Genomic DNA, 16,109 nt, shown 5'->3' on the forward strand with positions numbered 1-16,109 from the left:
CCTGAGCGGGCAACGCGCCGTCGTCGTTAATGGTGGCGGTCGTTAATGAAGCCAGGAGCGTCACTCCACGCAACTTTTTGGGGTCGAGGTGTGCGACGACCCCGGGATTCCGCGGCTGCACCGACCCGCGGAGGCCAAAAGACTGCTTTGCGTGACAACCCCTCAAAATAATTACGAAACCCTTCTTTTGCGTAATCGGGTCAAACGGGTACTGTACTTTCTTAGGCGAGCCTAAGTGTGGCTCCCCTAACGAAAGATTCCACATGACCGCGAACTTCCTGATCGGCCTGCGCGAGGGCCTCGAAGCCACCCTCGTTGTGGTCCTGCTGATGGCCTATCTCGTCAAGACCGGACGCCGCTCGCTGCTCCCCCGGCTTTGGGCCGGCGTCGGCATCGCCGTGGCCGTATCCATCGCCTTCGGCGCCCTGCTCACCTTCGGTCCGCAGGGACTGACTTTCGCTGCGCAGGAGGCGATCGGGGGCGGATTGTCCATTGCCGCCGTCGCGCTCGTCACTTGGATGGTCTTCTGGATGGCGCGGACTGCCCGCAGCCTCGGCGGCGAGCTGAAGTCGCAAGTGGACAAAATGGCCGACGGCGCCGCGTGGGGCCTCGTGGTCGTCGCGGCACTCGCGGTGGGCCGCGAAGGACTCGAGACTGCGCTGTTCCTTTGGGCTGCTGCCCAGGCCGCCGGCGAGTCGTCGCAGCCGCTGCTAGGCGCGCTGCTCGGCCTGGCCGTCGCTGCCGGGCTCGGATACCTGCTGCATCGCGGCGTCCTCAAGGTCAACCTCTCGCGGTTCTTCACCTGGACGGGCGTCGGGCTCATCGTGATCGCGGGCGGTGTGCTGGCCTATGGCATCCATGACCTCCAGGAAGCCGGAATCCTGCCTGGGCTCCCCGACCTCGCGTTCGACGTCTCAGCGGCCATCCCGCCGTCGTCCTGGTACGGCACACTGCTCAAGGGCACCCTCAACCTGTCCCCGGCCACCACGTGGCTCGAAGCCGGGGCCTGGCTGCTCTACGTGATCCCGGTGCTTTACTTCTACATCCGCGTCAACGGTTCCACGCCGAAACAATCCACGGGCAACGCCGCCTCTCCCCACGCCGCCAAAGCCGCCTAGACGCTTCTCGCACTCCACAACAGAAGGAAACCCCATGCCTGGCACTCCCCTGCCCAAAATAACGCTGCCTAAATTGACCTCCCGCCGTCGGACGTCTTTTGCCATCGTCGCCGCGGCCGCAGCTGTTCCGCTGGCACTCACTGGCTGCACGGACAACACAAAGACGCCCGGCCCCAGCGCTTCCGCTGGACCAATACAGGTCACCAGCACCAAGACCGAGTGCAAAGTTTCTACCGGGAGCGTCCCCAGCGGCAACCTGAGCTTCGCGGTCAAGAACGAAGGCACGGAAATCACCGAGTTCTACCTCCTCGCCGAGGACGGCTTGCGGATCGTCGGCGAAGTGGAGAACATCGGTCCCGGCCTGACCCGCAACCTGGTGGTCACGGCTCCCGCGGGCAAGTACACCACCGCGTGCAAGCCCGGCATGCAGGGCGACGGTATCCGTGCCGCCTTTGAGGTCACGGATTCCGGAAACAAGACCGGCGTCGATGCCGATTTCCAGAAGCTCGTGGACACCGGCGTCCAGCAATACACGGCCTACGTCAAGGACCAGACCGAGCAGCTCGTGACCGGCACCAAGGCCTTCGCCGATGCCTACGCTGCAGGCGACGCATCCAAAGCCCGCGAACTCTACGCCGCGACCCGCATGCACTGGGAGCGGATCGAACCCGTGGCGGAATCCTTCGGCGACCTCGACCCCAAGCTCGATGCCCGCGAAGCCGACCTTGAGCCCGGCCAGGAATGGACAGGCTGGCACCGCGCGGAGAAGGACCTGTTCCCCCCGGCAGGCTACACGGCGCTGACGGCCACGGAGCGAGCCAAAATCGCCACGCAGCTCGTCTCCGATACCGAGGAGCTCGGCAAACGCACCCGCACAGTGGTGCTCTCCGCTGACAAGCTCGGCAACGGAGCCAAGGAACTCCTGGACGAAGTCGCGCGCGGCAAGGTCACCGGCGAGGAAGAAATCTGGTCCCACACCGACCTCTGGGACTTCCAGGCCAACGTCGACGGCGCCCGGATCGCCTTCGAAAACCTCAAGCCCGCGCTTGCGCAGAAGGACGCTGCCCTCGCCACGAGCCTCGACGGGAAGTTCGCTGCCCTGCAGGCCGAGCTCAAGAAGCACGCCAAGGGTGACGGCTTCGCCTACTACAACGAACTCAGCCCGGCCGAGGTCCAGCAGCTCGCCGCGCTGGTCGACGCCCTGGGAGAGCCGTTGTCCAAGCTCACCTCAGCCGTGGTCCTGTGAGCGGCTGCCCTTTCAACCACGGGCCCGCTGAGGTGCCCGACGGCGGAACCCGGTCTGCCGCCGTCGGGCCCGCCAAGGCGGCCCTCCCGTCCGCCAAGCGCGACGGCGGCGGCAAGCGCGACGACGGTGGCAAGCCCCGCCTGTCCCGTCGCGGACTGTTCTCCCTCGCCGGCGCGGGCGGTGCCGGTGCAGTGGCTGGCCTTGCCGCCGGATACCTCAGCCACGATGCGGTGGCAGCTCAAGCGGCGCCCGCGGCAAGCGACGTCGTTCCTTTCTATGGCGAACGCCAAGCAGGCATCGTCACTCCTGCCCAGGACCGCCTCCACATGGCCGCCTTCGACGTCACCATCGAGGACCGCGCGGCATTAATCCAGCTCCTGAAGGACTGGACCGCTGCGGCCGAAGCCATGACCGCCGGCCGCACGACCGGCGCGACCGGCGCCGTCGACGGCCCCTACGATGCGCCGCCGGAAGACACCGGGGAAGCCCTCGATCTGGCGGCGGGCAAGCTGACGTTGACGTTCGGCTTCGGACCGGGCCTCTTCGAAAAGGACGGCAAGCCCCGCTTCGGACTGGAGGGCCGCAGACCCGATGCCCTAATCGACCTGCCGCATTTCCCCGGCGACGCCTTGCAGCCAGAACGCACTGGCGGGGACATTGTCGTCCAGGCGTGCGCCGATGATCCGCAGGTCGCCGTGCATGCGATCCGGAACCTCGCGCGCATCGGCTTCGGCAAGGTGCGCGTCCGTTGGTCCCAGCTTGGCTTCGGCCGGACCTCCTCCACGTCCAGGGCCCAGACGACCGCCCGCAACCTTTTCGGGTTCAAGGACGGCACAGCCAACCTGAAGTCGGAAGACGCGGCACTCCTGGACGAACACGTCTGGGCCACCGCCGGAACCCACCCGGGTGAAGCGTGGATGGCGGGAGGCAGCTACCTTGTGTCCCGGCGGATTCGGATGCATATCGAGATCTGGGACCGGACCTCGCTCCGCGAACAGGAAGGACTGATCGGCCGCACGAAGGGTGCCGGGGCGCCGTTGTCCGGAGGGGAAGAATTTACGGCGCCGGACTTCGGGATCAAGGGCCGCGACGGCGAGCCGTTGATTCCGATCGATTCCCACGTCCGCCTGGCGCATGCGGACCAGAACAACGGTGTGAAGATGCTTCGCCGCGGATACAACTACACCGACGGTTCGGACGGGCTCGGCCACCTCGACGCGGGCCTGTTCTTCATCGCCTTCGTCAAGGACCCGCGGACGCATTACGTGCCCATGCAGACGGCCATGGCGAAGAGCGACAAGCTGGCCCTGGAGTACCTCAAGCACACGGGCTCGGGCCTGTTCGCAGTGCCTCCGGGGATAAAGGCGGGCGGCTTCATTGGTGAGGGCTTGTTCGCATGAAGCCGTCCGTCGTCGGACGCGGCACCGGCACTCGGTGACTTACGGGACCGCTGGCTAGGAAAGCGGCCGTCCGGCCATCCGTTCGAGCCGCTCGATACGCTCACGCATGGGCGGGTGGGTGGCGAACAGCTTGGTCATGGCACCGCCGCGGAACGGGTTGGCAATCATGAGGTGCGAAGTATTCACGAGGCGCTGATCCTGTGGCAGCGGCACTTGCTTCACGCCCGCTTCGATCCTGCGGAGGGCTGAGGCGAGCGCCAGCGGATCGCCGGTGAGTTCCGCGCCGTCGTGGTCGGCGTCGTACTCCCTCGTGCGGGAAATGGCGAGCTGGATCAAGGAAGCGGCAAACGGCGCCAGTAGCGCCATGGCGATCATGGCAAACGGGTTGGCGTTCCGCCGGTCCCCGCCGCCGAAGAACAGCAGCATCTGGCCCACCGAAGTAATGACGCCGGCGACGGCGGCCGCGATGGACGAGGTGAGGATGTCGCGGTTGTAGACGTGCATGAGTTCGTGCCCGAGGACGCCGCGGAGTTCACGGGCGTCGAGCAAGTTCAGGATGCCCGCGGTGCAGCACACGGCGGCGTTCTTCGGATTGCGTCCCGTGGCGAAGGCATTGGGGTTCATGGTCGGAGAAACGTAGATCCGCGGCATGGGTTGGTTCGCCCGCACGGAGAGTTCCCGGACGATCTGGTACAGCTGTGGAGCCTCCGCCTCCGAAACCGGGTACGCGGCCATGGAGCGGATGGCGATCTTGTCGCTGTTCCAATATCCATAAGCCGTTGTCGCGATGCCGATCAGTGCCATGATCCAGATGGGCGACGCGCTGCGGGTGCCTACGCCGATCACGGCACCAAGACCCAGCAGCACCGCCCAGAGCACACCGAATAGCGCTGCGGTCTTCAGGCCATTGTGATGATTATGCACTTCACTACTTTCTTGCAGTACGGCTTTTGTCTTGCATTGCATGCTGGTTCTGTTCCGATTAACGCCGACGGCGGCCCGGACGTTCCGCCTCTGCCCACCCAAGTGACTCGCATTTGTTGTCGTTCTGAGCCGCCATAACGACAACAACTGCGAGTTACTTGGGCGTACGAACGGGCGCAAAACTCAGGGCACCGGGTGGAGGGAATCGTAGCGGAGAAATCCGCGCTGCCCGCGCGCCACGAGCCACGCAAGCACTGCGCACAGCACGCCGCCGAGGAGCAACACCCAGCCTTCGCTGAGCACTTTCGTGACGCCACCGGCGAGCATGTCCCCCACTCGCGGACCACCGGACACCACCACGATGAACACGCCTTGCAACCGTCCCCGCATGTGGTCCGGAGTGGCCGATTGCAGGATGGTGGTGCGGAAGACCGCGCTGACGGAGTCAGAGATCCCGGCAAGGGCACAACACATGGCCGCCGGGATGATCCACAGCGTAACGCCGTTGCGCCCGGCGTCCCCGGCCAGGACCACGACCAGGCCGAAAGCAGCAATCGAGAAGCCCCATCCTGCCACGGACCATACCACCGCACTCCCCTGACTCCGCACCCTCCCCAGGGGCCCGGAGAACAACCCCGCCAGGAAGGCACCGACGGCCACGGACGCGAGCAGCACACCCACGGTGGTGTCGCCGCCTCCGATCATCGTGGCTCCGATCGCGGGCATGAGGGCGCGCGGCTGGGCGCAGATCATCGCAATGAGGTCGATGATGAAGGTCATGCGGAGGTTCGGCCGGGTGCCCAGGAAACGGAAGCCCTCGACGACGGAGCGCAGGCCGGGTGCCGACGCGTTCGCTGCCGCGGGAAGGGCCGGGAGCTTGAAAAGGCTCCACAGCGCGAAGGCGAAGCTCAGGGCATCGATCGTGTAGGTCCAGCCAAAACCGCTCGAAGCGACCAGAACGCCGGCCAGCAGGGGGCCGGCCGTCATGGAAATACCCATGTTGAGCATGCTCAACGCGTTGGCGGCGGGCAGCAGTTCCTTGCGGACCAGCAAGGGAATGATGGCGCTGCGTGCCGGCGCGTTGATACCTTGCGCGCCGCTCTGGATCGCGACGAGGAGGAACAGTATCCAGACATTGTTCAGCTGGAACCACGCCTGGAGTGCCAGGGCCACGCTGCAGGCCCACAAAACGAGGGACGCAACAATGGCGACTTTCCGCCGGTCATAGGCATCGGAAAGGGCCCCGCCAAACAAACCCGCGATCACCAGCGGAACCAGGGCAAAGATGCTGAGCAGGCCCACATAGAGGCTCTGTTGGGTGATGCTGTAGACCTCGAGGCTCACGGCAACCAGGGTCAACTGGGATCCGACCATCGACACGGACGACCCGAGCCACAGGCGGCGGAATGCGGGGCTTTCGCGAAGCGGGGTCATGTCAGCCAGGAGTTTTGCCACCGTCCAACCCTACCCATCAACGCTTCCGCCCTCCCGAAGCGCGGCGTGGGGCGGGGTTCGCCGTCGCGCCCGAGTGCGGGCCGCCGTCGGCGGGTTCATCTGAAGTTAGCCTCACCTTATTGTGAAGTACTCATAATAAGTGCTTCAATGGGCGTATGGCAGATCACACGGCAGACCAGGAAGCGTGGGCTTCCGCCCTGCATTCCCACGGACGCCGCGTGACCAAGCAGCGTCTTGCGGTTCTTGCTGCCGTTCAGCACAATCCACATTCCCCGGCCGAAGGCATCCTGGCTGCCGCGCGCAAGGATCTTCCCGAACTGACAGCGCAGTCTGTTTATGTGGTGCTGAGCGACCTCACGGACCTGCAGATGCTGCGACGCTTCGAACCGCCCCACTCTCCCGCACTGTACGAGACGCGGGTGGGCGACAACCATCACCACGCTGTGTGCATCAGTTGCGGCCGGGTGGAGGATGTCGACTGCGCCGTAGGCCATGCCCCCTGCCTCACCCCGCACTGGGATGAGCACTCCAAACCCATGACCATCCAGATCGCAGACGTCCTGTACCAAGGCATCTGCCAGGACTGCCAGGCCAAACAACAGCTTCCTACTCAAACGCAAGTAACCACGAAATAGGAGAACGATGACCGCGAACATCTCGACCACCCAGTCGGGCGCCCCTGTCACTTCGGACGCGCATTCCCAGTCCGTTGGTGCCGATGGTGCCATCATCCTGACCGACCACTACCTGGTGGAAAAGCTCGCCCAGTTCAACCGCGAGCGCGTCCCGGAGCGTGTTGTCCACGCCAAGGGCGGCGGCGCTTTCGGTACCTTCAAGACTTCCTCGGACGTTTCCAAGTACACCAAGGCTGCCCTGTTCCAGCCCGGTGTCGAGACGGACATGCTCATCCGCTTCTCCTCCGTCGCAGGCGAGAACGGCTCCCCTGACACCTGGCGCGACCCCCGCGGCTTCGCCGTCAAGTTCTACACTTCCGAGGGCAACTACGACCTCGTGGGCAACAACACCCCGGTGTTCTTCATCCGCGACGGCATCAAGTTCCCCGACTTCATCCACTCCCAGAAGCGCCTCCCGGGCACCCACCTGCGCGACGCCGACATGCAGTGGGACTTCTGGACCCTCTCCCCCGAGTCCGCACACCAGGTCACCTGGCTCATGGGCGACCGCGGCCTGCCGGCCTCATGGCGTGAAATGCAGGGCTACGGCTCGCACACCTACCAGTGGATCAACGCCGAAGGCGAGCGCTTCTGGGTCAAGTACCACTTCAAGTCCAACCAGGGCGTCAAGACCATCACGGGCGACCGGGCTGAGGAACTGGCCGGCTCTGACGCGGACTTCTACATCCGCGATCTCCAGGAAAACATTGCCGCCGGCAACTTCCCGTCCTGGGAACTGCACGTGCAGGTCATGCCTTACGAGGACGCCAAGACGTACCGCTTCAACCCGTTCGACCTCACCAAGGTGTGGCCGCACTCGGACTACCCGCTGATCCACGTTGGCACCATGGAGCTCAACAAGAACCCGGAGAACTATTTCGCGCAGATCGAGCAGGCCACATTCGCGCCGTCGAACTTCGTTCCGGGTATCGCTGCCTCCCCGGACAAGATGCTGCAGGCCCGCATCTTCTCCTACGCTGACGCACACCGTTACCGCGTGGGCACCAACCACGCCCAGATCCCGGTGAACCAGCCGAAGAACCAGGTCAACAACTACAGCCAGGACGGCGCGGGACGTTACCTGTTCAACGCTCCTTCGGTTCCGGTCTACGCACCGAACTCCGTGGGTGGCCCGGCTGCTGTTGAGCCGCAGAACCCGGCCGGCGGCTGGGAGAACGACGGCGAGCTGACGCTCTCCGCGCACTCCCTGCACGCCGAGGACGGCGACTTCGTCCAGGCCGGCGCGCTGTACCGCGAGGTCTACGACGACGGCGCCAAGGCCCGCCTGCTGGAGACCATCACGGGCGCTGTGGGCGGCGTCAAGAGCCCCGGCATCAAGGAACGCGCCATCCAGTACTGGACCAACGTCGATGCTGAACTCGGCGCCAAGTTGCGCGCCAACCTCGGTGCAGGCGAAGGCGAGTCGGCTTCAGAGGCAGCCAACAAGCTGTAACAAAGTCAACGCACGAAGCAACCCCGCTGCGGAATCTCCGCGGCGGGGTTGCTTTTTTATGCCCATGAATAGCGGGCCTGATTACCGTTCCGCGGCGGGTTTTCCACATAGCCGAGAATGTCTCTGGCTAGCTCGGCATTGTGATCCATAGGATCCTTACATGAGCACATTCACCGGGATCCCCGCAGAGGCCATCGCCTTCTATGCCGAACTTGAAGAGAACAACAACCGCGAGTGGTGGTTGGCGCACAAAGACATCTACGACTCCGCCGTGAAGGAGCCATTGACGCTGTTGCTGGAGGAGCTTGAGCCGCGATTCGGGCCGGGCAAGGTTTTCCGTCCGAACCGGGATATCCGCTTCTCCCAGGACAAGTCCCCCTACAAGACGGCACAGGGAGCGTTTGCGGCGGACAAGGAGGGTGTGGGCTTCTACCTCCAGCTCAGTGCAGACGGCCTGTTGCTCGGCGGCGGATGCCACTCGCGCACCCCAGAGCAGATTGCCCGGTTCCGCGCCGCCACGGATTCGCCGGCCAGCGGGGAGGAACTGCAGCAAATCGTCGATTCCATCGCCGCAGCAGGTTTCGCGGTCGAAGGCGAGAAGCTCAAGACCGTGCCTCGTGGTTTCGACAAAGACCATCCCCGCGCCGAGCTCCTGAAGCACAAGTCGTTGTCTGCCGGGATGACTTTGGGCGAACCGGAATGGATGTCACAGCCCTCAGCCAAGGAAGAAATCGCCAAGCGTTGGGAGGTATTGCGCCCGCTCGTGGAGTGGGTCAACGAACACGCGGCGCCGTAATCTGCAGGAACAGTGAATCCGCCGCTGGTTAGACCCTGCTGAGGCTGTCTTCGTCGTCGCCGCTCTTGTCGGAAACAGCGGCCTTCCCGGATACCGCAGCCGTCGCGGAAGCGAACTTCTCGTTCAGTCGGGAGTGGCGCTGCCCGTAGGCAAAGTAGATGGCGAGTCCGATTACCAGCCAGATGGCGAAGAAGATCCAGGTCTCCACGGCCAGGTTTGTCATCAGGTAGATGCACAGCACTGCCGAGACCACGGGAAGCACCTTGCCGAACGGAACCCGGAAAGCGGGCTTCAGATCCGGGCGCTTCTTACGCAAGACCAGGATGCCCAGGCTCACCATGACGAAGGCCGAGAGGGTACCTATGTTGATCATTTCTTCGAGAAGATCCACGTTGGTCAGACCCGCGACGATTGCCACGGCCGCGCCGCAGATGATCTGGAGGCGGACCGGCGTCGAACGCTTGTCGCTCGTCTTGGACAGCGCGCGCGGAAGCAGACCATCGCGGCTCATTGCGAGGACCACGCGGGCCAGGCCCATGAGCAGCACCATGATGACAGTGGTCAACCCGATCAGGGAGCCAAAGGCAATCACCTTGGCCGCGTCGGTGTTTCCGACCGCTTCGAAGGCCGTGGTCAGGGTGGGGTTCTTCGCTTGCGCCAGCTGTGTATAGGACACCATGCCGGTCAGGGCGAGGGAGACCAGGATGTAGAGCAACGTCACGAGCGCCAGGCCGCCGAAGATTCCCCGGGGCAGGGTCTTCTGCGGGTTCTTGACCTCTTCCGCGGAAGTGGCGACAACGTCGAAGCCGATGAAGGCAAAGAACACCAAGGCTGCGCCGGCAAAGATGCCCAGCGTTCCGTACTGCGCCGGGACCGCACCAGTGAGGAAGCCGAAGAGGGATTGTTTCATGACATCCGCACCGTCGGCGCCTCCGGTAGGCTGCGATGCCGGGACGAAGGGAGTGTAGTTGGAGAACTTCACGTACGTGAAGCCGACAACAATCACGAACAGCACCACGGCGATCTTGATCAGCGTGAAGACGTTGCCCACGCGGGCAGACAGCTTGGTGCCGAGCACCAGGAGTACCGTGAAGATCGCGACAATCAGGAAAGCGCCCCAATAGAGATCCACGCCGGCGATGTTCAAGGCCGGCGGCATATCCACGCCCATGAGCGCAAACACCTTGCTCAAGTAGATGCCCCAGTATTTGGCGATTACGGCAGCAGCGGTAAACAGTTCAAGAATGAGGTTCCAACCAATGATCCAGGCAAGGACTTCACCCATGGTGGCGTAAGTGAAGACGTAGGCGGACCCAGCGACCGGGATCGCAGTAGCGAATTCGGCGTAGCACATGATGGCCAAGGCACACGTCACGGCCGCAACGGCGAAGGAGATCGTCACGGCGGGGCCGGCAAAGTTCGCAGCCGCCTTCGCCCCGACAGAGAAGATCCCGGCGCCGACTGCAACGGCGACGCCCATGATCATCAGATCCCAGGTGCTGAGCGAACGCTTGAGCTTGCGTCCGGGCTCATCGGCGTCCGCAATGGACTGCTCGATCGATTTGGTCCGGAAGAGGTTCATAGAAGAGTCCACAATCTTGATGAGGTGGTAGAAACAGACTCATCAAGAGTAGTGTCCAGCCAATGGACCCCCACATTTGTCCCAAATCGTGAGACGCGAGGACGGCTTCTCTTCAGAGCTTGGGGACGTTCCAATCCATCAAGGTGGAACGGATAAGGAAGCGTTTCCCCTCAGGCGATTCCACCGAGAAGCCACTCCCGCGGCCGTCTACCACATCCACCGTTAGATGGGTGTGGGACCAGTAATTGAACTGCTCCCGGGACATCCAGAACTCCAAGGGCTGCGGCCGTTCGGGCTCGCCAATGTCGAAAAGTCCGAGCAGAACGTCGGAATCACCGGTGATGAATTCGCCGGCGGGGTAGCACATCGGTGAGGAACCGTCGCAGCAGCCACCCGATTGGTGGAACATGAGCGGACCGTGTTGCTCCCACAGCTTCCGGAGCAGTTCGATGGAAACGGCGGTGAGCGCCACCCGGGGAAAGTCTTCCCCGGGCAGCGTCACTGCGGCGTCAAGCCTGTTGTGGGGCATTAGAACCTCAGCACCACGCGGCCGTCGATCTTGGCATGCTTCATTTCGTCAAAGACCGCATTCACCTCGGAGAGCTCCCGCGTGGACACCGTCGGGTGGATCTTGCCCTGCGCGTAAAAGTCCAGGGCTTCCTCCAGGTCCTGGCGAGTTCCCACGATCGAGCCACGGACGGTCAGGCCCTTGAGCACGATCTCGAAGATCGGCGCAGGGAAGTCTCCCGGCGGGAGCCCGTTGAAGACGATGGTCCCGCCCCGCCTCGCCATGCCGATCGCCTGCCCGAACGCCGAAGGGTGCACCGCTGTGACCAAGACGCCGTGGCATCCTCCGGTTTCCCGTTGGATGACTTCCGCCGGATCTTCGTGCAACGCGTTGACCGTAAGCTCGGCACCGTGTTTCTTGGCGAGGGCGAGCTTGTCGTCGGCGATGTCCACTGCGGCAACCCGCAGGCCCATGGCCACTGCATATTGGACGGCGATATGACCCAGCCCGCCGATGCCGGAAATGGTGACCCATTGGCCCGGTTTGGCCTCGGTCATCTTCAATCCCTTGTAGACGGTGACGCCGGCGCACAACACCGGGGCGACTTCCACGGGGTCCGAACCTGCCGGAATCCTCGCCGCGAACCGGCTGTCCACCAGCATGTACTCCCCGAAGGAGCCGTCCACGCTGTAACCGGCGTTCTTCTGGGCCTCGCACAGCGTTTCCCAACCGGTCCGGCAGAACTGGCAGTCGCCACAGGCGGACCAGAGCCAGGCGTTGCCCACGAGGTCCCCGACGGCCAGGTCGGTGACGCCCTCACCGAGGGCCACCACTTCGCCCACGCCTTCATGGCCGGGCACGAACGGCGGCGAGGGCTTGACCGGCCAGTCCCCCTCGGCGGCGTGCAGGTCCGTGTGGCACACGCCGCTGGTGATGACCTTGACCAGCGCTTCCCCTCGGCCAGGCGTGGGGAGGGGAAGGGACTGGATCTGAAGGTCTTTTCCGAATTCAGTTACTACGGCTGCTTGCATTGTCGTCGTCATTGGCGCAATCCTTGCGTTGTTAAAGCGTTTCTCTAGGGGTGCTGCTGCTTTCCTGAGCGGTAGCCAGGGTGGTTCGGCGGGGAGTGATCTGTGCTGAACACTCCCCGCCGGAGCAAGTGCGGCTTAGAAGAAGCCGAGCTTGTTCTCGTTGTAGCTGACCAGGAGGTTTTTGGTCTGCTGGTAGTGGTCCAGCATCATGGCGTGGTTCTCACGTCCGATGCCGGAGGACTTGTAGCCGCCGAACGCGGCGCCGGCGGGGTAGGCGTGGTAGTTGTTGACCCACACGCGGCCGGCCTGGATTTCCCGTCCTGCCCTGTAGGCGACGTTTCCGTTGCGCGACCAGACACCTGCGCCGAGTCCGTAGAGGGTGTCGTTGGCGATACCGATGGCGTCGTTATAGTCGCTGAACTTCGTCACGGACACCACGGGGCCGAAGATCTCCTCCTGGAAGATCCGCATACGGTTGTGGCCTTCGAAGATGGTCGGCTGGACGTAGTAGCCGCCGGCGAGGTCGCCGTCGAGCTGGGCGCGGGCGCCGCCGGTGAGGACCTTGGCGCCTTCCTGCTTTCCGATGTCGATGTAGGAGAGGATCTTCTCCAGCTGGTCGTTGGAGGCCTGGGCACCGAGCTGGGTGTCGGTGTCCAGCGGGTTGCCTTGGATGATCTTGTTGGTCCGGGCAACGGCGTCGGCCATGAAGGAGTCGTAGATGCCTTCCTGGACCAGGGCGCGGGAGGGGCAGGTGCAGACTTCGCCCTGGTTGAAGGCGAAGAGCGTGAAGCCTTCCTGGGCCTTGTCATAGAACGCATCGTTCTGCGCGGCGACGTCGTCGAAGAAGATGTTCGGGCTCTTGCCGCCCAGCTCCAGGGTCACCGGGATCAGGTTCTGGGACGCGTACTGGCTGATCAGCCGGCCCGTGGTGGTCTCGCCCGTGAAGGCGATCTTGCGGATCCGCGGACTGGACGCGAGCGGCTTGCCGGCCTCGACGCCGAAGCCGTTGACGACGTTCACGACGCCGGCTGGCAGCAGATCGGCGATCAGTTCCATCAGGACCAGGATGGAGGACGGCGTCTGTTCGGCGGGCTTGAGGACGACGGCGTTGCCCGCGGCCAGTGCCGGGGCGAGCTTCCACACGGCCATGAGGATCGGGAAGTTCCACGGGATGATTTGGCCCACCACGCCGAGCGGCTCGCGGAAGTGGTATGCCGTGGTGTCCTCGTCCAGCTGGGACAAGTGGCCTTCCTGGGCGCGGATCGCGGAGGCGAAGTAGCGGAAGTGGTCCGCCGCCAACGGAATGTCTGCGTTCAGGGTTTCCCGGATCGGTTTGCCGTTGTCCCAGCTTTCGGCGACGGCCAGCAGCTCGGTGTTCTCGTCGATCCGGTCGGCGATCTTGTTCAGGATCGCGGCGCGTTCGGTCGCCGAGGTCTTGCCCCAGGACGGTGCGATCTTGTGGGCGGCGTCCAGGGCCAGCTCGATGTCCTCGGCCGTGCCCCGGGCCACTTCGCAGAATGCCTTCCCGGTCACCGGGGTGATGTTCTCGAAGTACTGCCCCTTGACGGGGGCAACCCATTCGCCGCCGATCCAGTTCTCGTAACGGTCCTTGAACGTGACCTTCGAACCCTCGGCACCTGGCTGTGCATAAACAGTCATCTGTAGCTCCTTTGCTCCGCATGATGGTGGCTTTGCTGTGCCATCAGCGTAGGAGCGGGGAGGTTGCAAGCAGGTTGCAACCTTGTGGTTCAGATCACTTCGGGGCGGCTCAGGTCTGGGGGCGCTCCCCTGCCGCGCCCAGGAAGCTAGAGACCCGCAGGGAAATTGTAGGAACCGGGAACCGGTGAGGGTGCGGCACCGTAGGAGAGCACTACCTCGTCGTGGGCCTTGAGAACTACGTCAGACACCGGCGCACCCTGCTTTGCTCCGTTCACGTACACGGTCCATCCACCGGTCCCGCCATGCGGTGCTCCGCTGGCGTCCTTGCCGTCGAGAACTCCCCATTCGCTGAGCACCTGGCCCAGCGTGTACTTCAGGCCGGCCGTGGGCGCTTCGATGTGGATGACGCCGGACGTGTCGTGGGTGTGAAGCGCGGAGATTCCGTTCGGCTGCCCGTCTGCCCCGAAACTGAAGCCGATCTCGGCCGGGACCGTGACGGCTTTGCCGTCAACGAGGACGTCGAGATGGGCGTGATAGTGCTCGGCTGTGCCTTCGGCGGTCAGGATATCCAGGCCTGCGGCTTTGATTCTCCGGGCGCCCGCGGCTGGATCGAGTTCCCAACCGGCGGCAGCTGTGGTGGCCGACGGCGACGGCGTCGCCGATGTGGGCGCTGTCTGGGCGGGTGCTCCGCAGGCTGTGGCTCCGGCGAGGAGTCCGGAAATGGTCAGGGCAACAGCGAGGCGTTTGTTCAACACGGAGGAAGCTTCTTTCGTTTGGCTCGGTTCTACGATACGGGCCGAAACTCCGTATTGCCCGAGTGCCACACGAGGGTCCTTCGTCAGGCCGACAGTTCGCTTTCCAGGCGTTCAAGCTCGGCGACGACGGCGGCCCGCTTGGGCGAGCGCGGCGGCAGGAGCTTGAGGGCGGCAAGCCGGACGTCGACGTCGTTCTTCGCCTCGGGTAGGCCGGCATACTTGAGCAGCGCCTCGGCACTGCCGTCGTTGAGGACCGCCTCGCGCAAGAGCGCCGAGACCTTCTCACGGAGCTCCACAATGCCGGGCGCTTCCGAATGCGGAAGGACGGCTCCTTTGTAGATCTCCAGCGCGACGCGGTGGGCACCCCGCTGCAGGCAGGACAAAACCTGGGCGGCGTCCTGGCCGAGGTCGATCGGGAGCCGGTAGGGGCGGGATTCCGGAACCGCAGCGGGATCGAGCTCGTGGAGTACCTTGCGCAGGCGCACCATTTCGGCCCGGAGAGTGACAGTGAATCCATCGCCCGGATACAGGGCCAAGGCGAGCTCTTCGGCACTGAGCCCCTCGGGACGGGTTCCCAGCAACGCCAGGATCTCGCTGTGCCGTGCGGACAGCGGAATGCTGCGCCCTCCGATGCTCAACAAAGCCTGGTCCCGGCCGAGCAGCTGGAGGCTGTTCCGGTACAGTCCGGTCCCCTGGCGTGAGCCGACGGCGGAAGGCGAGTTCCGGCGTCGGGCAGACGCAGAGTGCTTAGTGGCCGCGAGCTGTAGCCTTTCCACGCGCAATTGGGCCTGCGCCGCGGCCACCGTCGCTTCAACGAGGGAAAGCGTGTGGGGCGCGACGGCGGCTTGCGTGCCGGTGATGTCGACGACCCCAAGGAGGGCTCCGGAGTCAGGGTCATGGAACGGCACCGCCGTGCAGCTCCACGGGTGGACGGAACGTTTGTAGTGCTCGGCGCCGGAAATCTGGATGCCGCGGCCCAAGGCGAGCGCCGTGCCGGGCGCACTCGTGCCGACCGCGGCTTCGGACCAGTCCGCGCCTGCCACGAACATCATGCCTTCGGCGCGGCGCCGCATCGCGGGATTTCCGTCCACCCACAGCAGTCGGCCGAGCTCGTCCCCCACTGCGACCAGCAGCCCGCTCTCATAGCTGGGCTGGATCAGGAGCTTCTGGATGACGGGCATGATGGTGGCCAGCGGGTGTTGGCGGCGGTATTCCTCAAGCTCGTCGAGATCCATGGCCACGGGAGCCTCGGGCTGGTCCGGGTTCGCCTTGAGCTGCGCGGATCGCTGCCAGGATTCCTTGATCAGGCGGCGCAAACCGGGAAGCTCCGAGGTGTCGGGAAGCCCAAAGCGCCACGTATCAATTTGCTCATGTCCAGCGCGGGCATGGCGCTGCAACAGCTCGGCGACATCATTGACCGAAGCTGCCGGATGGATCGGATTCTTCATCGAACTCCCAAAACCGGACGCAGCACAGTACGGGCCAGTCTAGTTGCGAAGCAGGAGTTT

14 protein-coding genes are annotated in these 16,109 nt (G+C 64.2%); 6 read left to right on the plus strand and 8 right to left on the minus strand.

Annotation, left to right across the window (positions count from 1 at the left end; all coding sequences use genetic code 11):
• The first annotated feature begins 263 nt into the window (after positions 1–263).
• Genes efeU through efeB form a run of 3 tightly spaced genes read left to right on the plus strand, consistent with a single transcriptional unit; the run spans position 264 to position 3,764 of the window.
• Positions 264–1,118: an iron uptake transporter permease EfeU gene (gene efeU, locus ABEA18_RS07915; protein WP_345448696.1), complete on the plus strand. Its 855-nt coding sequence runs from the start codon at positions 264–266 to the stop codon at positions 1,116–1,118.
• A 34-nt stretch (positions 1,119–1,152) separates the two neighbouring features.
• Positions 1,153–2,364, plus strand: a complete 1,212-nt coding sequence (efeO, locus tag ABEA18_RS07920) for an iron uptake system protein EfeO (protein WP_345448698.1) — start codon at positions 1,153–1,155, stop codon at positions 2,362–2,364.
• Positions 2,361–3,764: an iron uptake transporter deferrochelatase/peroxidase subunit gene (gene efeB / locus ABEA18_RS07925; protein ID WP_345448699.1), complete on the plus strand. Its 1,404-nt coding sequence runs from the start codon at positions 2,361–2,363 to the stop codon at positions 3,762–3,764. The genes efeO and efeB overlap by 4 nt, the downstream gene beginning before the upstream one ends.
• Positions 3,765–3,818: 54 nt before the next feature.
• On the opposite strand, the gene htpX is transcribed toward efeB, so the two are convergent.
• Positions 3,819–4,688 (minus strand): zinc metalloprotease HtpX, encoded by an 870-nt coding sequence (gene htpX / locus ABEA18_RS07930; protein WP_345448700.1) that lies wholly within the window; start codon positions 4,686–4,688, stop codon positions 3,819–3,821.
• A 183-nt stretch (positions 4,689–4,871) separates the two neighbouring features.
• Entirely contained in the window at positions 4,872–6,143 is a 1,272-nt protein-coding gene (locus ABEA18_RS07935; RefSeq protein WP_345448701.1) for an MFS transporter, read from the minus strand.
• Positions 6,144–6,298: 155 nt separating this feature from the next.
• On the opposite strand from ABEA18_RS07935, the gene ABEA18_RS07940 reads away from it, so the two are divergent.
• The 3 genes from ABEA18_RS07940 (at position 6,299) to ABEA18_RS07950 (ending at position 9,066) form a co-directional block, all read left to right on the plus strand.
• Entirely contained in the window at positions 6,299–6,778 is a 480-nt protein-coding gene (locus tag ABEA18_RS07940; protein WP_236812396.1) for a Fur family transcriptional regulator, read from the plus strand.
• A gap of 7 nt (positions 6,779–6,785) precedes the next feature.
• A complete protein-coding gene (locus ABEA18_RS07945; RefSeq protein WP_345448702.1) occupies positions 6,786–8,270 on the plus strand; it encodes a catalase in 1,485 nt (494 codons plus the stop codon).
• A gap of 160 nt (positions 8,271–8,430) precedes the next feature.
• Positions 8,431–9,066: a DUF2461 domain-containing protein gene (locus tag ABEA18_RS07950; RefSeq protein WP_345448703.1), complete on the plus strand. Its 636-nt coding sequence runs from the start codon at positions 8,431–8,433 to the stop codon at positions 9,064–9,066.
• Between the two features lie 28 nt (positions 9,067–9,094).
• Here the strand turns inward: ABEA18_RS07950 and ABEA18_RS07955 are convergent, their stop codons facing one another.
• The 6 genes from ABEA18_RS07955 to ABEA18_RS07980 form a co-directional block, all read right to left on the minus strand.
• The gene (locus tag ABEA18_RS07955; RefSeq protein WP_345448704.1) at positions 9,095–10,648 is read right to left on the minus strand and encodes an amino acid permease; all 1,554 of its coding nucleotides are present in this window, start codon (positions 10,646–10,648) and stop codon (positions 9,095–9,097) included.
• 112 nt (positions 10,649–10,760) lie between these two features.
• Positions 10,761–11,177 carry a DUF779 domain-containing protein gene (locus ABEA18_RS07960; RefSeq protein WP_345448705.1) on the minus strand — a complete coding sequence of 139 codons (417 nt, stop codon included), beginning with the start codon at positions 11,175–11,177 and terminating at the stop codon, positions 10,761–10,763.
• On the minus strand, positions 11,177–12,199 hold the full coding sequence (gene adhP / locus ABEA18_RS07965; RefSeq protein ID WP_269997237.1) for an alcohol dehydrogenase AdhP: 1,023 nt from the start codon (positions 12,197–12,199) through the stop codon (positions 11,177–11,179). The genes ABEA18_RS07960 and adhP overlap by 1 nt, the downstream gene beginning before the upstream one ends.
• 123 nt (positions 12,200–12,322) lie before the next feature.
• Positions 12,323–13,846 (minus strand): acetaldehyde dehydrogenase ExaC, encoded by a 1,524-nt coding sequence (gene exaC, locus ABEA18_RS07970; RefSeq protein ID WP_345448706.1) that lies wholly within the window; start codon positions 13,844–13,846, stop codon positions 12,323–12,325.
• A 146-nt stretch (positions 13,847–13,992) separates the two neighbouring features.
• A complete protein-coding gene (locus ABEA18_RS07975; protein WP_345448707.1) occupies positions 13,993–14,601 on the minus strand; it encodes a hypothetical protein in 609 nt (202 codons plus the stop codon).
• Positions 14,602–14,684: 83 nt separating this feature from the next.
• Positions 14,685–16,049, minus strand: a complete 1,365-nt coding sequence (locus ABEA18_RS07980) for a GAF domain-containing protein (RefSeq protein ID WP_345448708.1) — start codon at positions 16,047–16,049, stop codon at positions 14,685–14,687.
• Positions 16,050–16,109: the final 60 nt, after the last annotated feature.

It is taken from the genome of Arthrobacter gyeryongensis (genome assembly GCF_039543785.1).
In the GTDB taxonomy this organism is placed as follows: Bacteria; Actinomycetota; Actinomycetes; order Actinomycetales; family Micrococcaceae; genus Arthrobacter; species Arthrobacter gyeryongensis.